Here is a 15,409-nt window from a genome sequence, read left to right on the forward strand (position 1 = left end):
CGTGCTGGAACACACCCCTCGCGACGAGTGCGCCGACTCACCCTGCGTATGGCCGATCGCTACGACCCGCGACAGAACGTCGTACCGCCGGGCCTCCGGCGAGGGCCGAGGCGGTCACGGGATATCGAGCAGAACCCTCCCGACCACGCCGTGTTCAAGCGCGGCGTGGGCGTCAGCGGTGCGCCCCAGCGCGAAACGGTGCAGCGGCATTCCGGCCTCATCGCCCACGCGCAGGGCGCCCGCGTCCACGGCCGCCGCGACGTCGGTGAGAGCCTGCTGCTTCGCGGCGGGCGGCACGGTGTAGACGAAAACACTCTGCCAGCGCAGGTTCGCCGCCAGCGAGGAGAGCACCGGGACGGCGAGCTGCTCGTCCTCGCCGCCCGAGTAGTAGGCCACCACAGCACCCTGGGCGGCCACCGCGATGTCGAGAGCGGCGTTGGCGCCCGGTGCGACCTCCACGACGATGTCGACACCCTTGGGGGCGAAGGCCAGAATCTCCGCGGTGGCGTCCTGGGTGCGGTAGTCGACCACCTGGTGGGCACCTGCCGCGCGCGCCAGTGCTGCCTTGGCGGGGCTGCTGACCGTGGTGATCACACGCGCCCCGGCCCAGCGGGCGAGCTGAACGGCCGCGTTGCCGACCGCGCCGGCGCCGCCCGCCACCAGCACGGTCGCGCCCCGCAGAGTGCCGGGCGCGATACGCCCCGGCCCGCCGTCATGAACCGTCAGCGCGCGATGGGCGGTCAGGGCGGGGATGCCCAGGGCCGCGCCGAGCTCGAACGGTGCGTGGTCGGGCAGGGCGACGGCCTGCCGGTCGGGCACGAGCGTGAACTGCTGTGCCGTTCCCCAGGGCCGCTCCCACGCGGCTTCCCAGATCCACACCCGCTGCCCGACCCGCGCCGGGTCGACCTGCGGACCGACGGCGTCGATCACCCCGGCACCGTCCTGGTGGGGCACCTGCTCGTTCATGCCCGGCGGCAGCGCGCGTCTGCGGCTGCGCCAGTCGGTGGGGTTGATGCCCGAGACGTGCACGCGGACCCGTACCTCACCCGGGCCGGGCTCGGGCACCGGACGCTCGACGAGCTGCAGGACCTCGGGACCGCCGGCAGCCGTCCGGATGACGGACTTCATCTGTCACCTTTCTTCGCTCGCCCCTGGGGAAGCTGTCGCCCGGGGAGAACGCGTTCTGTGTGGGGGCACCCTCTGAACCGCCTTACGGAGCACGGTATTCCGGGAGTCTCGGAGAGCCCCGGGACAAGGAGAAGAGCGCGGCCGCCTCCCAGCCCGGACCTGAACGAAGTCCCGGCGGCCCCTCGGAGCTCCCTCTACGCTGCCGAGCATGACAGTGAACCCCGTGGAACTGGTGATCTTCGACTGTGACGGTGTGCTCGTGGACAGCGAACGAATATGCATCAGAGTAGACGCGATGATCATGGCCGACCTGGGGTGCGACTTCACCGAGGCGGAGATCATTGAGCGATTCGTGGGCTCGTCCACGGAGGTCTACACGGCCGCTGTGGAGGAGCGGCTCGGACGACGGCTGGAGAAGGACTGGCAGCTGCGGTACGAGCATCTGTACGAGGCGGCGTTCGCGGCCGAACTGACGGCTGTCGACGGTATCGCGGAGGTCCTGGAGGGCCTGACCACGCCCAGGTGCGTCGCGTCCAACGGTGATCACGACGGCATCCGGCGGAACCTGGAGACCGTCGCGTTGACCGACCACTTCAAGGGACGCATCTTCAGCGCCGACGATGTCCCCAGGGGCAAGCCCGCGCCCGACCTCTTTCTGCACGCGGCCCGCTCCATGGGCGTGGACCCCGGGCGGTGCGTGGTGATCGAGGACAGCCCGTACGGAGTTCAGGCCGCCCGAGCCGCCGGGATGCGGGCCTTCGGCTACTGCGGCGGTCTGACGCCGGCCTCCCGGCTGGAGGGGCCGGGCACGGTCGTGTTCGACGACATGCGCGGACTGCCGGAGCTGCTGACGGCCGCTGCCCGGTAGGAATCGCCTGCCTTTCGACCAGGAGGAGCGGCCTCTGTCATCCATGCGTGCTACTTTTAGACCGTGCGGTCGAAAAAGAGTGTGGATGGTCAGGGAGACGGCACGTTCGTGAACCGGGCCCGCCGGCGTCAGTTCGTGGAGTGCGCGATCGACGGCCTCGTCGAGCTGGGGTACACGGCGACGACGATCGCTGAAGTCGCCCGGCGGGCCGGGGTGTCGAAGAGCGTGGTGCTCTACCACTTCACCTCCCGTTCCGAGCTGATGGAGGCCGTGATGGAGCAGGTGTACGCCGATGCCGTGCCCCCGCTGCGGGCGGCGCGGGAGGCGGCGTCCACCGAGCGCGAGCGCGTACAGATCTATGTGCGCTCATCGGTGAACTTCACCTGGACCCATCAGAAAGAAGCGCAGGCCGTTCTGGAGATCAGCCGGAATCTGCGCGACGACGAGGGCAAGCTGCGGTACACCAGCCAGGGCAACGACGGCCTCATCGCCGTCGCCCAGCAGCTGCTGGAGGCGGGCCAACAGGCCGGTGAGTTCGGGGAGTTCGACACCTGGACGGCAGCGGTGCTGCTGCGGGCCACCATCGACGCGCTCTCCGAGCAGTTCATGACCTATTCCGACCTGGACGGCCGTGAAGTGGCCGAACACCTGGTGCAACTGGTCGACCGGATGATCCCGGCCCGTACGGATTGACCCCAGCCCCGCCCGGCGGCACCCCGGCCGGGCGGGGACCGACCGGACCCAAGGACCTCAAGGAGGCCGAGCACGATGAACACACCCAGTTCCCGGAGCCTGGAGCAGCCTCGTACCAAGGAAACGTTCCGGAGAATCAAACTACTGGTCGGCACCTACCTCGGTCTGAGCGTGCTGACGCTCCTGGCGGTTGTGCTGCTGCGCAACGACCACGCGGCGGTGAACTCCGCCGTATGGATCCGCGGATCGATCGTGGCCGTCAGCTCCGTGCTGCTGTACGCCTTCGCCGTGCGCGCCGCACGAGGCGCCCGGGGAGCCTGGCGCCGTCTGACGGTGATCTCGTCCGTGATGGTCGCGGTCATCGTCGTCATCGTCGCGCTGCCCGGGGGCTTCCCCGAGTGGATGAAGATCGAACAAGGCGTCTGCGGACTCCTGCTCATCGGAGTCGTCGGCTACGCCACCACCCTGCGCTCGGTGTTCACGCCTGGCCAGAACCAGGTCTGACGCACCACCGGCGCAAGCGACCCAACGGCACGGCCCCGTCTAACGCAGTCGCGCAGTCGCGACGTGGACCATGAACGTGCACGGAACCTGCCCGTCCGGCGTCGTCATCTCCCTCACCTCGGCGAAGAAGGCTGCCCGCAGGCCCTCCACGGTGGCCCGGTCCAGGGGGCCAAGGTCGTAAAGGCCGGACACGGAGCCCCACACCTGCTCCACCGGACCACTCAGATCGATGGGAACGGTCTCCCAGTCCACCGCCGCGAAGCCGGCCGGCCCGAGGATTTCGTCGAGCCCGTCTCGACTGCGAGTTCGCCGGTCTCCCAGCGGCGGAACGCGACGCGATGCGGGCAGTTCCCGTACCGCGGACCGCAGCAACTTGATGAAGCGCTCATAGGCTTCGCCGCCCAGGGCGCCCCTCCCCAGCACGCATGCCAGCACGCCTCCGGGCGACAGTACGCGGGCGACCTCGGTCACGACCTCTTCGATCTCGCCCATCAGCATCAGTGCCATATGGGAGACGCAGGCATCGAACGTGGCGTCGGCGAAGGGGAGTTGCTGGGCCCGGCCCTCTTCGAGTCTCGCCCCGGACAGCGCAGGCCGACGTCGTGCCAGCGCCAGTGCCTGCGGGGACAGATCCACCCCGGCCAGCTGTCGCCCGTCGGTCCGGGCCAGGAGTTCCAGCAGCGGACCATCGCCACAGCCGAGGTCCAGTACGCGCCTGCTGCCGGCCACCCGGTCGCACAGGATCTCGTAACTTGACCGGCCGTCCGGAGCCCGGCCGCCGCCGAACGCCTCGGCGGTAACCGCCGGGTGCTCGGCATGGAAAGCCTTCAGGAATGCTTCCTGCGTTGCGGTAGTCGTCACCGGCCCAACCTACGGCGCACTCCGCCCGCATGACCGTCCTCAGCGCGGGCGGCTCCGGTGTGGTTCAGGGGCGGCGGGCGGCCCACACCGTGCGCTCGGTGCGTACCGTCAGGTCGTCGCGGCGCAGGATGCTGTGCGGGCCGTCGGCGTCGAGCAGTTGGTCGAGAGCGGTGAGGTCTTCGGGTGCCAGCGCCTGGGCGACTCCGCCGCGTATGCGGGTCAGACTGCCGAGTGCGTAGCGGCCGACGGCCTCGGTGTGGGGCGGGCCCATGTTGACGGTGATGACGCGTTCGCCCTCGACGGTGAAGCCCGCGGCGGTCAGCTTGGGCCCCCAGTCGGCGCCGCGGTGGGGCACCTGCCCGGCATGGTGGCGGTCGAGTGCGGCGTGGCAGCGTTCTTCGAGTCCGGGACGGTCTGCCGGTGCGTCCTCGGGCAGGAAGCGCGGGAAGCCTGCCAGTTCCACGACGGCGAACAGCCCTTTGGGGGCAAGCGTGTTGTGGACCTGGCGCAGGGTGCGGTCGGGGTCGGCCATGTGGTGCATGGAGGCCGACGCCCAGACCAGTTCGGGCGTGCCGAGCTCTGGCCAGGCCCCGTCGAGGTCGGCCTGAAGGGTGCGCACCCGGTCGGCGAGACCCGCTGCCTCGGCCTTGTGCCGCAGGCGTTGCAGGTGGTCGGCCGAGGTGTCGACTGCGGTCACCTCGGCCCGGGGGAAGCGCTTGAGCAGGGCGAGGGTGCCGGCCCCGGTGCCGCAGCCCAGATCCACGATGTGGCGGGGGTCGGCCGCGACGGGCAGCCAGGCGGTGATGGAGGCGATGTGTCCGGCGAGCACCTCGGCGTCCAGGTCGAGGAGCTCCGCCTGGCCGTCGGTGTCGTGCTCCGGTCCATGGGCCGGGTGGGCGCCGTGGTCGTGCGCCGCGTGCGGGGAGGGGTGTGTCATGGCGCCCACGCTACGAGGATCACGGGGGATGCGGCCCGGTCGCCTTCCGGAAGAGCAAGAGGGTGGGCGCTTTCCGTGCCGGCCGCGCAAGCAGCCGGCGGGCTGGGTGGAAACGGGCTGGGTGGAAGGGTGTCGCAGGGCGGAGCCGCCGGGGGCCACCGGGCGCTGCTGGGATCAGCGCGACGGGCTGTCCGGGCTCCCGGTGCTGTCGTCGTTGCGCTGGTGGCTGCGGCGGGCGTCGCGGTCGAAGATGCCCAGCAGCTCGCACGGCCCGGCTTCGGCACCGATGGCGTGCGGGACCATCGTGGGGAACTCGGCGGCCTGGTTGGTCTCCACCCGGAAGCGCCGGTTGCCCAGGAGCAGGACGGCAGTGCCGGAGAGGACGACGAGCCATTCGCGGCCCGGGTGGGCGCGCATACGTGAGGGGCTGTCGGGCGGTGGGTCCGTCATGCGCTGGCGTACGACGGTCATGCCCGGGTCCGCCCGGACGGACCAGCGCATCAGCTGGTGGGCGGAGTCGATCACCGGGCTGGAGATAACGTCGTCCGTGGCCGTCTCGACCAGTTGGTCGAGCGTGGTGTCCAGCGCGCGGGCGAGGGTGACGAGCTGGTCCAGAGCGAGGCGGCGCTGACCGTTCTCGATCCGGCTGAGCGTGGAGGGGCTGAGCCGGGCGCGGGTGGCCAGCTCGTCCAGAGACCAGCCCTGCGCCACGCGCAGCGCGCGGATCCGTTTGCGTACGAGGCTGTCGAACTCCCCATCGTCTTGCGTCATGGGCATCATCGTATGCCGTATGCGCAAAGCCCACAGAACTGTCGGCACCACCGCCCCATGACGCCGTCGTCACCCGTCGGGCCGGGAAGCTCTAGGGTGCTGGAATGCCGTCGTACAGCATTGGCCAGGCAGCGGGACTGCTCGGTGTGAGTCCTGAGACCGTCCGTCGCTGGGCCGACGGGGGGCAGATCGCCATGGACCGGGACGGCTCGGGGAACCGCGTCATCGACGGGGCGAGCCTCGCGGCCTTCGCCAAGGGGCGGGCCGAGGGCCTGCATCCGGTGCCGGGGGAGGTCCACACCTCCGTACGGAACTCCTTCGCCGGGATCGTCACCCGGGTCGTCGTGGACGACGTGGTCGCCCAGGTCGAGATCCAGTCCGGGCCGCACCGGCTGGTCTCCCTGGTGAGCCGGGAGGCCGTCGACGAGCTGGGGATCGTGGTCGGGGTGACCGCAACGGCGCGTGTGAAGTCGACGAACGTTCATATCGACAGGCAGTAGCCGGCTCGGCAGGCGGTAGCCGGTCCCGGCGGTCAGCGGGCGAGGCGGGCGAGGCGAGGGAAGAGAGCTTCGGCGCTGCCGCGATTGACGGCCTCGGCCTGGCCGGGGGTGAAGTCCCGGTAGGTCTCCAGGAAGTGGTCGTAGTAGTTGCCGGTGTTCTGCGGAGCGAAGGGCCAGTCGCTTCCGTAGAGGACGTGGCCGGGCTCGGCGAAGGCGAGCAGTGCGGGCAGGGCGCTGGGGCTGGCGGCCAGTGCGGTGTCGAAGTAGAACCGCTTGAGGTCGCGGATGATGTCCTCGTCGTCGCGGCCGGTGTCGACCACGGTCGAGGTCAGGCCCGAGAACCGGTAGGCCGCGTAGGGCAGGAAGCCGCCGCCGTGCGACAGGATGACCTTCACCTTCGGGTACCGGCTCGTGACACCGTTCAGCACCATGTTCAGAGCAGTGCGGGTGGTGTCGAAGACGTAGTCGGCCAGTGGGGCCGGGGTCCCGGGAAGCAGTGCCATCGGGGGCTGTGCCGGGTGGATGAACACGACCGCCTCACGCCGGTCCAGCTCGGCCCAGAGCGGCTCGAAGCCCGGATCGCCGAGGTAGCGGCCCTGGGTGTTGGACATGAGCACCACACCGTCGGCACCCAGGGTGTCCAGTGCGTAGGCGGTCTCTTCCAGCGCGCCCTCCACGTCCGGCAGCGGGATGGAGGCGAAGGAGCCGATCCGGTCGGGGTGGTCCTTGACCCTTTCGGCGCCGTACTCGTTGACGGCACGGGCCAGGGCCCGGGCCCCGGCCACGTCGTCGTCGAGGCGGACACCGGGCGCGGTGACCGAGAGGACGCCGGTGGCGATGCCCTGCTCGTCCATCATCGTGATCGCGTCGGCCGCGCTCCAGGCCGGGATGGCCCAGCCGCCGGAGTCCATACCGCGGGATTCCAGGGCCTTCGCCCAGACCGGCGGAACGATGTGCTGGTGGACGTCTATGCGTGCCGGGAAGCTCATTTCCTCTGCTCTCCTAACATTTAGCGTGCTAACGAATTCATTCAGTACGCTAACGGTCATGGTTGGAAGAAGCAAGCGCACCCCGGACGAGGGCGCGGAATCGAGCGCACCCGTCACATCGGACGCAGGCGTGGACGAGCTGGCGCAGGCCGCGGACGCGCTCTTCTACGCGATGCGCCGTGCCCGCTCGGTGGCCGGCCAAGCGGGCTCCGGTCTGTCCCTCGCCCAACTGGCCCTCCTCGCCCCGCTGGCGACGGCGGGGGAGCTCACGGTCGGGCAACTGGCCGCCGCGGCCGACGTCAGCGTCCCTACCGCCACCCGGATGCTCCAGCAGCTGGAGGGCAAGGGCAGCGTGACCCGTCGGCGCTCGGCCACCGATGAGCGCCGGGTCCTGGTCGGCCTCACCGATGACGGCGCCCACCAGCTCGGCGCCGTACGCGCGCGACTGCGTGAACGCCAGACCGCCACCCTGACCCAGTTCCCGCCCGCCGAACGCACGCAGCTCGCCCGCCAGTTGCACCGACTGGCCGACGCCATCGCCGCCCTGGACGCCTGAGCACCCCGTCGGCAGCTGGTCCGTGGCCGGCGGTCCGTCAGCGGCGGCCCATCAGCGGCACTTCAGCGCGGCGTGCAGGTCGAGTTTGTCGTCCAGGTTGGAGAGCCCGCGGCCGGTCAGGGTCTCCACGCGCTGGATGCGGTAGTGCACCGTGTTGACGTGCAGATGCAGGGCCTCCGCGGTGCGGGTCCAGGAGCAGTTGTGGTCGAGGAAGACCTCCAGTGTTTCCAGGAGCACCCGGTGCGAACTGCTGGAGCTGTCGGACAGGGGGCCCAGGGTGTTGGCGCTGAAGGCCGTGCGTACGTCGGCGGGGATGCCCGCCAGCAGCGCGTCCAGTGAGGCGAGGTCGTCGACCGCGGTGACCCGGTCGGCTCCGGCGGCTGTGGTGGCGGCCGCTGCCAGGGCGTAACGCGCCTGCCCGAGAGCGGAGTTGAGGCCGCTGGGCCCCGGGGTGCTGTCGCTGATACCGGCGTGCAGCGGTGTCTCCGGGACGCAGTCGTGCAGCAGCGACCACGCCTGGTCGACCGCGGGCCGCCCGGAGTCCTCGTCCCGGCCGGTGTGCAGGACAGCCGCCGCCGTGCCGCCGGGCCGCAGCCCCACCGCGAACGGGCCTGCCGCGGCGTGGCTCAGCGCCTCGGTGAGCGCGGCCCGCGCGCCCGTCCCCTCGTTCTGCTGCGGCCCGCAGGCCCCCAGCGCGGCGACGAGCACGCGGTAGTGACCGTGCGCCGGGAGGCCGCAGGCGGTCAGTGCGGAGTCCAGGGCCGTCGCGTCGGCCACCGGGGAGTCGATCAGGGCCAGCAGTCCGTCGGTGGCCCGCCGCTCCGCCGCCCGGCGCCGGTCGAGGGCGTGGCGGTACTGGGCCATCACGTCGGCGATCTCGTGGAGTACCCGGGGCGGGGCCTCCGCCGGGTCGGGGAGGTAGAGGTACCAGGTGTCGTAGGGGCCCGAGTCCGCGTCGATGCGCAGGGCGACCCGGGTGGTGTCCCGTGCGGTGTCCCTCAGCAGTGCGGCGGCCCGCTGTACGGGCAGCTCGGGGGCGGACGGCGTACGGCCGAGGGTGCGGCCCCCGGCCGCCAGCAGGTAGCACGGCAGCCGGCCGAGATGGGCGAAGGCGCGGTCCAGGAGTTCGGCGGGGCCCGCGCCGTCCGCGAGCAGCCGGGCGAGCTCCGTCCGGACGTTGGCGGGCAGCGCGTAGTGGTGGGCCGGGCGGCGGCTGAGGTCGCCCCACTGGCGCAGATAGACCGCCTCGGTGATGGCGCGGAAGCTCGTCTGCGCGGGCACGGAGAGCAGCGGGACACCGTGTTCGCGGCAGGAGTCGACCAGGACGGCGGGGACGGTGCCGTGGGTCTCCTCGCCCGCCAGGAGCGCCGTCGCCCCGGCCGAGCGGAGCGCCGAGACGAAGTGGTCGGTCTTCGCCGGGCTGTCGCCGGGGCTCCACCAGACCAGCCCGCTCAGCACGATCTCGCCCTGCTGGAGGAAGCGCGCCGGGTCCTCCAGATCCGTGGCGGTGACACCGCTGATCTCCCGGGTGAGGAGCGGGCGGTCCCCCCAGAGCAGGGCCAGATCGAGCGATTCGAGCTGGAGAAGTTGTTCGACGTGCATGCTCTGGCTCCTTGTGCGGCGCCCGACCTGAAGATCCGGCATCTCACATTCACTAGGCGAGTGCGAGTGGAGACATCGTAAATGCCAGGGAGCTGCGCCGGAATGCCTCTTGGTTGATCATCCAACCATCGCGCTGGGGACTCGGCGGATTTCCGTGGCTGAAACCAGTCGTGCCGGACCGTGGCGCGTTGCTTCACTGACGGAGTACGTGCCGCCGGTGCGGGCGCCGGGCGGAGCTTCGGCGGCCCGGGAGCGGAAACCCGGGAGCGGAAACCCCGGGCGGCGCGACCGGGCACGAACCGGCAGAACGAAGACCCGGAGAAGGAAACCCGGAGAAGGAAAAGGGGGGAGCGGTATGGATCTCAATACGGTGGCCGAGGTGTGCGACGCGCGCACCGGACCGGCCTGGCGCCCCGGCGACTACTGGCTGGGCGGCGGCACCTACCTCTTCTCCGAGCCCCAGCCCCGGCTGCGCCGGCTGATCGATCTCAGCCGGATGGGCTGGGAGCCGCTGAAGGAACTGCCGAACGGCGATCTGGAGATCGCGGCGACCTGCACGATCGCGCAGCTCTCCCGGTTCGGGAAGGCCTGGCCGGCCCCCGCGGCGCCGCTCGTCGAGCAGTGCTGCCGGGCGTTCCTCGCCTCATTCAAGATCTGGAACATGGCGACCCTCGGCGGGAACCTCTGCAACGGTCTGCCGGCCGGCCCGATGATCTCGCTCACCGCCGCTCTCGACGGCGTCTGCCTGCTCCGGGCGCAGGACGGATCGCTGCGCCGCCTGCCGGTCACGGACTTCATCATCGGTGCCGGGGTCAAGAACCTGGGCCAGGGGGAGTTGCTCCGCTCGGTCACCCTGCCCGCCCGCGCGCTCGCCTCCCGTACGGCGTTCCGTCAGGCGTCGCTCTACGGGCTCGGCCGCTCCGGCGCGCTGATCGTCGGTGCGCTCGACCCGGTGGACGGCTCGCTGGCCATCACGGTCACGGCCTCGACCGTACGGCCGTTCCGGTTCTGGTTCCCGCTGCCGCCGACGGCGGCCCGGCTACGCGCGGAGATCCTGCGGAAAGTCCAGGACGACGACTGGTTCGACGACATCCACGGGCTCCCCGAGTGGCGCCGCCACATGGCGCTGCGTCTCGCCGAGGAGATCCGTTCCGAACTCACCGAGGGCGGTGTGCGATGACCTACGAGATCGAAGTGAACAAGAAGCGGTTCGATGCGGAGCCCCGTCCCGGACAGTGTCTGCGGACCTATCTGCGGGACCGCGGCTGGTTCGGTGTGAAGAAGGGGTGCGACGCGGGGGACTGCGGGGCGTGCACGGTGCATGTGGACGGCGAGCCCGTGCACAGCTGCCTCTACCCCGCCGTACGGGCCGAAGGCCGTTCGGTCACCACGGTGGAGGGGCTGGCCGAGGACGACGAACTCCACCCCGTACAGCAGAAGTTCCTCGACGCGCAGGGCTTCCAGTGCGGGTTCTGCACCGCCGGGTTCCTGATGACCACCGCGGCGCTCGACGAGGACCAGCTGACCGACCTGCCCAGGGCGCTCAAGGGAAACCTGTGCCGCTGCACGGGCTACCGGGCGATCGAGGACTCCATCAGGGGGGTCAAGCACGCGGAGGCGCCCTGCGCGGGCAAGGCCGTCGGCCGCAGCCTGCCCGCCCCGGCGGGACCGCAGGTGGTCACCGGCACCGCGCGCTACACCTTCGACATCGATGTGCCGGGGCTGCTGCACATGAAGCTGCTGCGCTCCCCGCACGCACACGCCCGCATCGTCTCCATCGACACCTCGGCCGCACTGCGGGTGCCCGGCGTGCACACCGTCCTGACCCACTACGACGCGCCGGAGCGGCTGTACTCAACGGCGCGCCACGAACACCCCGAAGAGGACCCGGACGACACCCGGCTGCTTGACGACACCGTGCGCTACGTCGGCCAGCGCGTCGCCGCGGTCGTCGCCGACAGCGAGGGCGCCGCCGAGGAGGGCTGCCGCCGGATCGAGGTCGTCTACGACGTACTGCCCGCCGTTTTCGACCCGGAGGAGGCGATGCTGCCGGGTGCCCCCGTCGTCCACGCCAAGGACGCGAAGCAGGCCCGCATCGCCCGCCCGCAGGACAACGTCGTCGGCGAGGCGCACGGGGAGATCGGCGACGTCGAGGCCGGGTTCGCCGAGGCCGATGTGGTGTACGAGCAGGACTTCCGCACCCAGCGGGTGCAGCACGCCAGCCTGGAGACGCACGGAGCGGTCGCCTGGTTCGAGGACATGGAGGAGGGCGCGGGCGGCGAGACGGGCTCCGCCGTAGGGGCCGACAGGGTGCGCAGGACCGGCGACACGGAGGGCGCCGGCCACGCCGGCAGTGCCGAGGGAGAAGCGGGCGCCGGCCGCACCGAGGGGATTCCCGCTCCGCCGGACGGACAGCGCCTGGTCGTGCGGTCGAGCAGCCAGACCCCGTTCCTGACCCGGCGCGCACTATGTGTCCTGTTCGAACTGCCGCTGGAGAAGGTACGCGTGGTCGCGGGCCGGGTCGGCGGAGGATTCGGCGGCAAGCAGGAGATGATCGTCGAGGACATCGTCGCGCTCGCCGTGCTGCGGACGGGGCGCCCGGTCAAGCTGGAGTACACCCGGGCCGAGCAATTCTACGGCGCCACCACCCGCCATCCGTTCCGTATCCGCATCAAGGCCGGGGCCCGGCGCGACGGCACGCTCACCGCGCTCCAGTTGCGGGTGGTCTCCAACACGGGGGCCTACGGGAACCACGGCCCGGCCGTGATGTTCCACGCCTGCGGCGAGTCCCTGTCGGTCTACCGCTGCCCCAACAAGAAGGCGGACGGCTACTCGGTCTACACCCATGCCGTTCCGGCGGGCGCGTTCCGTGGGTACGGGCTCGGGCAGGTCGTCTTCGGCATGGAGTCCGTGCTCGACGAGCTGGCCAGGCGGCTGGACATGGACCCGATGGAGCTGAAGGCACGCAACATCATCAAGGCGGGCGAGCCCATGATCACCGCCGACGGTGAGGAGGAGGACCTGCACATCGCCAGCTACGGGCTCGACCAGTGCCTCGGTATCGTCCGCGCGGCGCAGGAGCAGGAGAGGGGGAGGGAGAACGAGCAGAAGCAGGCGAAGGCGGCGGACCCGCAGGCCCCGCCGCCGGGCGGTTCCGTGCCCGACGGGTGGCTCGTCGGCGAGGGCTCGGCCCTCTCGATGATCGCCACCGGACCGCCCGGCGGCCATATCGCCGACGCACGTGTCACGCTCCTCGCCGACGGCACCTTCGATCTCGCCGTCGGTACGGCCGAGTTCGGCAACGGCACCACCACCGTGCACCGGCAGGTCGCCGCGGGCGAACTCGGCACCACCGTCGACCAGATCACCATTCGCCAGTCGGACACGGATGTGGTGCGCCACGACACAGGCGCTTTCGGCTCGACCGGCACCGTGGTGGCGGGCAAGGCGACCCTGCGGGCGTCGCAGGCGCTCGCCGCGTCGCTGCTGGCCTTCGCCGCCGCCCATCTCGGGGTGGCCAAGGAGGACTGCCGACTGGTCGAGGAAGCAGTGGAGTGCGGCGAACGCCGTCTGCTGCTCAAAGAGTTGTACGCCGCCGCGCAGGCCGTGGGCCAGGAACTCGCCGAGGACGGCCACTTCGGCGGCACACCCCGCTCGGTGGCCTTCAACGCCCAGTGGTTCAAGATCGCCGTCGACCCTGGCAGCGGAGAGATCCGCATCCTGCGCAGTGTGCACGCGGCGGACGCGGGCAAGGTGATGAACCCGATGCAGTGCCGTGGCCAGGTCGAAGGCGGAGTGGCCCAGGCGCTGGGTGCCACGCTCTTCGAGAACGTACGGCTCGGAGAGCGCGGCCAGGTCACCACGCCCGCCTTCCGTATGTACCGACTGCCCGCCTACGCCGATGTGCCCCGTACCGAGGTGCACTTCATGGAGACCGATGACGCGATCGGTCCGCTGGGCGCGAAGTCCATGAGTGAGAGCCCGTTCAACCCGGTTGCCCCGGCCCTGGCGAACGCGCTGCGGGACGCCACCGGCATCCGCTTCACCGAACTTCCGGTCACCCGCGACCGCGTATGGCGTGCCATGGACCGGCGGGCCCGGGGTCTTGATGAGTAGCGCCACCCCATCGGAAATCTCGCGTCTGCCGCCTGCCGTAGCTCATTTCAGTCCTATCAGCGAGCTTGATAGGCCGAATCGTCCCGCATATGTGGTTCAGGCCCCGATGCGGTGGGCATCATGGGCTCCAGGCAACGGCGGACGCCGAGTGGCCCGTCTGGAGGGGGAACCCCATGAGTGGAATCAGCGCACCGTCTCGCTCCGTCCGTGCTGCCCCCCTGGCGCCCAAGAGCTTTGTACTCAAGGGGGAGTTGGCCCGGCCCGCAGCGCTGACGGTGGCGGATCTGCGGACCCGGTGGGGGCAGCGCCGGGCGGATGTCGTCTTCGACTGTGCCAAGAACGGCCCGCAGCACCACACCTTCGAAGGGCCGCTGCTGCGCGACGTCATCGGCGACGCCCGGCCGGCCTTCGACCCGGCGCGGCGCAAGGACCGCTCCCGCTTCCTGCTGGCCGTCTCCGGCGGGGACGGGCACCGTACGGTGCTGTCCTGGGCGGAGATCGACGCGGACTTCGCGGACTCGCCGATCCTGCTGGCCACCGCCATGGACGGGCGCGGCCTGGACATGGCGGGCAGCCAGCTGGTGGTCCCGTCCGACCGCTGCGGCGCGCGCTACATCAGCTCGATCACGAGTGTCTGGGTCGGCACCTTCGCCTTCGCCGGGCTGTAGCCGCGGCTGTACCCGTACCCCTACCACCAGCCGTGTCCGTGTCCGTAGTGGCCGCCGTCAGGTCGAGGCGAGGGAGACCTCGGTGGACTTGATGAGTGCGACAACGGACGAGCCCGGCGCGAGACCGAGTTCGGCGGCCGACTCCTTCGTGATGGCGGCCGTCAGTTCGGCTCCCTCGACCGCGACCTTGACGCTCGCCATGGCCCCGCCCGTCGCGACGTCCGTGACCGTGCCCGGAAGCCGGTTGCGGATGCTCAGCCCGGTGACCGTGCCGGTCGCCAGGGAGATCTCGGTGGACTTGATCAGGGCCCGTACGGCGACCCCCTCGGCGATGCCCAGCTCCCGCGCCGCCTCCAGGGTGATCGCGGCGGTGACCTCCTGGCCGCCGCCGAGGCGCACCTTGACGGTCGCCATGACCGCTCCGCCGGTGATGCCGGTAACGGTGCCGGGGAGCTGGTTGCGGATGCTCAGAGACATGGAGGAACCTCGCACACAGAGTGGGGTGTCGGATTTGAGATATTACGTCCCTCCCCTCTCGCTCGCGCTCCCATGTGCACCCTCTGTCGCCGAACGGCGCTTCGGGTCTTCCTCCAAGGGCTGTGGCATCTGCCATATAGCTTCGCCTGATGAATTGCAAATGCGAGCCAACTCGGCATATCTTTCCGCATATGCAGTCCTACACGATCGGTCAGGCGGCTCGTCTGCTCGGCGTCAGCCCCGACACCGCTCGTCGTTGGGCGGATGCCGGCAGAGTCGCGACCCACCGCGATGAAGCCGGCCGCCGACTCATCGACGGACGCGATCTCGCCGCCTTCTCGATCGAGATCGGGCAGATCACCGCAGGCGAGGACGGTGCGTCCTACACCTCGGCGCGCAACGCCTTCCCGGGCATCGTCACCGCCGTGAAACTCGGCGATGTGGCGGCCCAGGTGGAAATCCAGGCCGGCCCGCACCGGCTGGTATCCCTCCTCACCAGGGAGGCCGTCGAGGAACTCGGCCTGGAGGTCGGTATGCAGGCCACCGCCCGCGTCAAGTCGACCAGTGTGCACATCGACAGGACCTGAGCCCCGTGCCGGCTCAGGTGCCCGCTCCCGCAACCAGCTCCCCAACGCAGCGGCGTCGCCCTTCCCCGAAGCCTCGGAGCAACCCGAGCCGGGAGGCCCCCATTCGGCGTGGCTCATCCCCATTCGCTCGGGCAGCATCCCTGCCGCCCGTC

Annotated in this window: 16 protein-coding genes; 9 read left to right on the forward strand and 7 right to left on the reverse strand. The window is 70.7% G+C overall.

The features are described from left to right. Positions 1-114 precede the first annotated feature (114 nt). Positions 115-1,128 (reverse strand): NADPH:quinone reductase, encoded by a 1,014-nt coding sequence (locus OG452_RS25140; protein WP_327297838.1) that lies wholly within the window; start codon positions 1,126-1,128, stop codon positions 115-117. A 208-nt stretch (positions 1,129-1,336) separates the two neighbouring features. On the opposite strand from OG452_RS25140, the gene OG452_RS25145 reads away from it, so the two are divergent. From OG452_RS25145 to OG452_RS25155, 3 genes are all read left to right on the forward strand, one after another. Continuing rightward, positions 1,337-1,996 (forward strand): HAD family hydrolase, encoded by a 660-nt coding sequence (locus tag OG452_RS25145; protein WP_327297839.1) that lies wholly within the window; start codon positions 1,337-1,339, stop codon positions 1,994-1,996. A gap of 108 nt (positions 1,997-2,104) precedes the next feature. Continuing rightward, the gene (locus OG452_RS25150; RefSeq protein WP_327297840.1) at positions 2,105-2,689 is read left to right on the forward strand and encodes a TetR/AcrR family transcriptional regulator; all 585 of its coding nucleotides are present in this window, start codon (positions 2,105-2,107) and stop codon (positions 2,687-2,689) included. A 75-nt stretch (positions 2,690-2,764) separates the two neighbouring features. Further along, positions 2,765-3,193, forward strand: coding sequence for a hypothetical protein (locus OG452_RS25155; protein ID WP_327297841.1), 429 nt, complete (start codon positions 2,765-2,767; stop codon positions 3,191-3,193). 39 nt (positions 3,194-3,232) lie between these two features. Here OG452_RS25155 and OG452_RS25160 read toward each other — a convergent pair whose 3' ends face one another. The 3 genes from OG452_RS25160 to OG452_RS25170 form a co-directional block, all read right to left on the reverse strand. Beyond that, entirely contained in the window at positions 3,233-4,054 is an 822-nt protein-coding gene (locus tag OG452_RS25160) for a class I SAM-dependent methyltransferase (protein WP_327297842.1), read from the reverse strand. Positions 4,055-4,118: 64 nt separating this feature from the next. Further along, the gene (locus OG452_RS25165; RefSeq protein WP_327297843.1) at positions 4,119-4,991 is read right to left on the reverse strand and encodes a class I SAM-dependent methyltransferase; all 873 of its coding nucleotides are present in this window, start codon (positions 4,989-4,991) and stop codon (positions 4,119-4,121) included. Between the two features lie 174 nt (positions 4,992-5,165). After that, positions 5,166-5,762 carry a helix-turn-helix domain-containing protein gene (locus tag OG452_RS25170; RefSeq protein ID WP_327297844.1) on the reverse strand — a complete coding sequence of 199 codons (597 nt, stop codon included), beginning with the start codon at positions 5,760-5,762 and terminating at the stop codon, positions 5,166-5,168. 104 nt (positions 5,763-5,866) lie between these two features. Between OG452_RS25170 and OG452_RS25175 the strand changes: the two genes are divergently transcribed. Next, a complete protein-coding gene (locus OG452_RS25175; protein WP_327297845.1) occupies positions 5,867-6,262 on the forward strand; it encodes a TOBE domain-containing protein in 396 nt (131 codons plus the stop codon). Between the two features lie 32 nt (positions 6,263-6,294). Here the strand turns inward: OG452_RS25175 and OG452_RS25180 are convergent, their stop codons facing one another. Beyond that, positions 6,295-7,251, reverse strand: coding sequence for an amidohydrolase family protein (locus OG452_RS25180; protein WP_327297846.1), 957 nt, complete (start codon positions 7,249-7,251; stop codon positions 6,295-6,297). 58 nt (positions 7,252-7,309) lie between these two features. Between OG452_RS25180 and OG452_RS25185 the strand changes: the two genes are divergently transcribed. Beyond that, positions 7,310-7,807 carry a MarR family winged helix-turn-helix transcriptional regulator gene (locus OG452_RS25185; RefSeq protein ID WP_327297847.1) on the forward strand — a complete coding sequence of 166 codons (498 nt, stop codon included), beginning with the start codon at positions 7,310-7,312 and terminating at the stop codon, positions 7,805-7,807. A 51-nt stretch (positions 7,808-7,858) separates the two neighbouring features. Here OG452_RS25185 and OG452_RS25190 read toward each other — a convergent pair whose 3' ends face one another. Then, the gene (locus OG452_RS25190) at positions 7,859-9,409 is read right to left on the reverse strand and encodes a PucR family transcriptional regulator (RefSeq protein WP_327297848.1); all 1,551 of its coding nucleotides are present in this window, start codon (positions 9,407-9,409) and stop codon (positions 7,859-7,861) included. A 355-nt stretch (positions 9,410-9,764) separates the two neighbouring features. Between OG452_RS25190 and OG452_RS25195 the strand changes: the two genes are divergently transcribed. From OG452_RS25195 to OG452_RS25205, 3 genes are all read left to right on the forward strand, one after another. Beyond that, positions 9,765-10,589, forward strand: a complete 825-nt coding sequence (locus tag OG452_RS25195) for an FAD binding domain-containing protein (RefSeq protein WP_327297849.1) — start codon at positions 9,765-9,767, stop codon at positions 10,587-10,589. Beyond that, entirely contained in the window at positions 10,586-13,525 is a 2,940-nt protein-coding gene (locus OG452_RS25200) for a molybdopterin-dependent oxidoreductase (RefSeq protein ID WP_327297850.1), read from the forward strand. Before OG452_RS25195 ends, OG452_RS25200 begins: the two co-directional genes overlap by 4 nt. A gap of 173 nt (positions 13,526-13,698) precedes the next feature. Next, complete coding sequence (locus tag OG452_RS25205) at positions 13,699-14,193, forward strand: molybdopterin-dependent oxidoreductase (protein WP_327297851.1); 495 nt, start codon at positions 13,699-13,701, stop codon at positions 14,191-14,193. Positions 14,194-14,250: 57 nt separating this feature from the next. Here the strand turns inward: OG452_RS25205 and OG452_RS25210 are convergent, their stop codons facing one another. Then, positions 14,251-14,670, reverse strand: coding sequence for a TOBE domain-containing protein (locus tag OG452_RS25210; RefSeq protein ID WP_327297852.1), 420 nt, complete (start codon positions 14,668-14,670; stop codon positions 14,251-14,253). A gap of 191 nt (positions 14,671-14,861) precedes the next feature. Here OG452_RS25210 and OG452_RS25215 point away from each other — a divergent pair, with 191 nt between their 5' ends. Further along, positions 14,862-15,257 carry a TOBE domain-containing protein gene (locus tag OG452_RS25215; RefSeq protein WP_327297853.1) on the forward strand — a complete coding sequence of 132 codons (396 nt, stop codon included), beginning with the start codon at positions 14,862-14,864 and terminating at the stop codon, positions 15,255-15,257. Positions 15,258-15,409: the final 152 nt, after the last annotated feature.

The organism is Streptomyces sp. NBC_01197, assembly GCF_036010505.1.
Classification (GTDB): Bacteria; Actinomycetota; Actinomycetes; order Streptomycetales; family Streptomycetaceae; genus Streptomyces.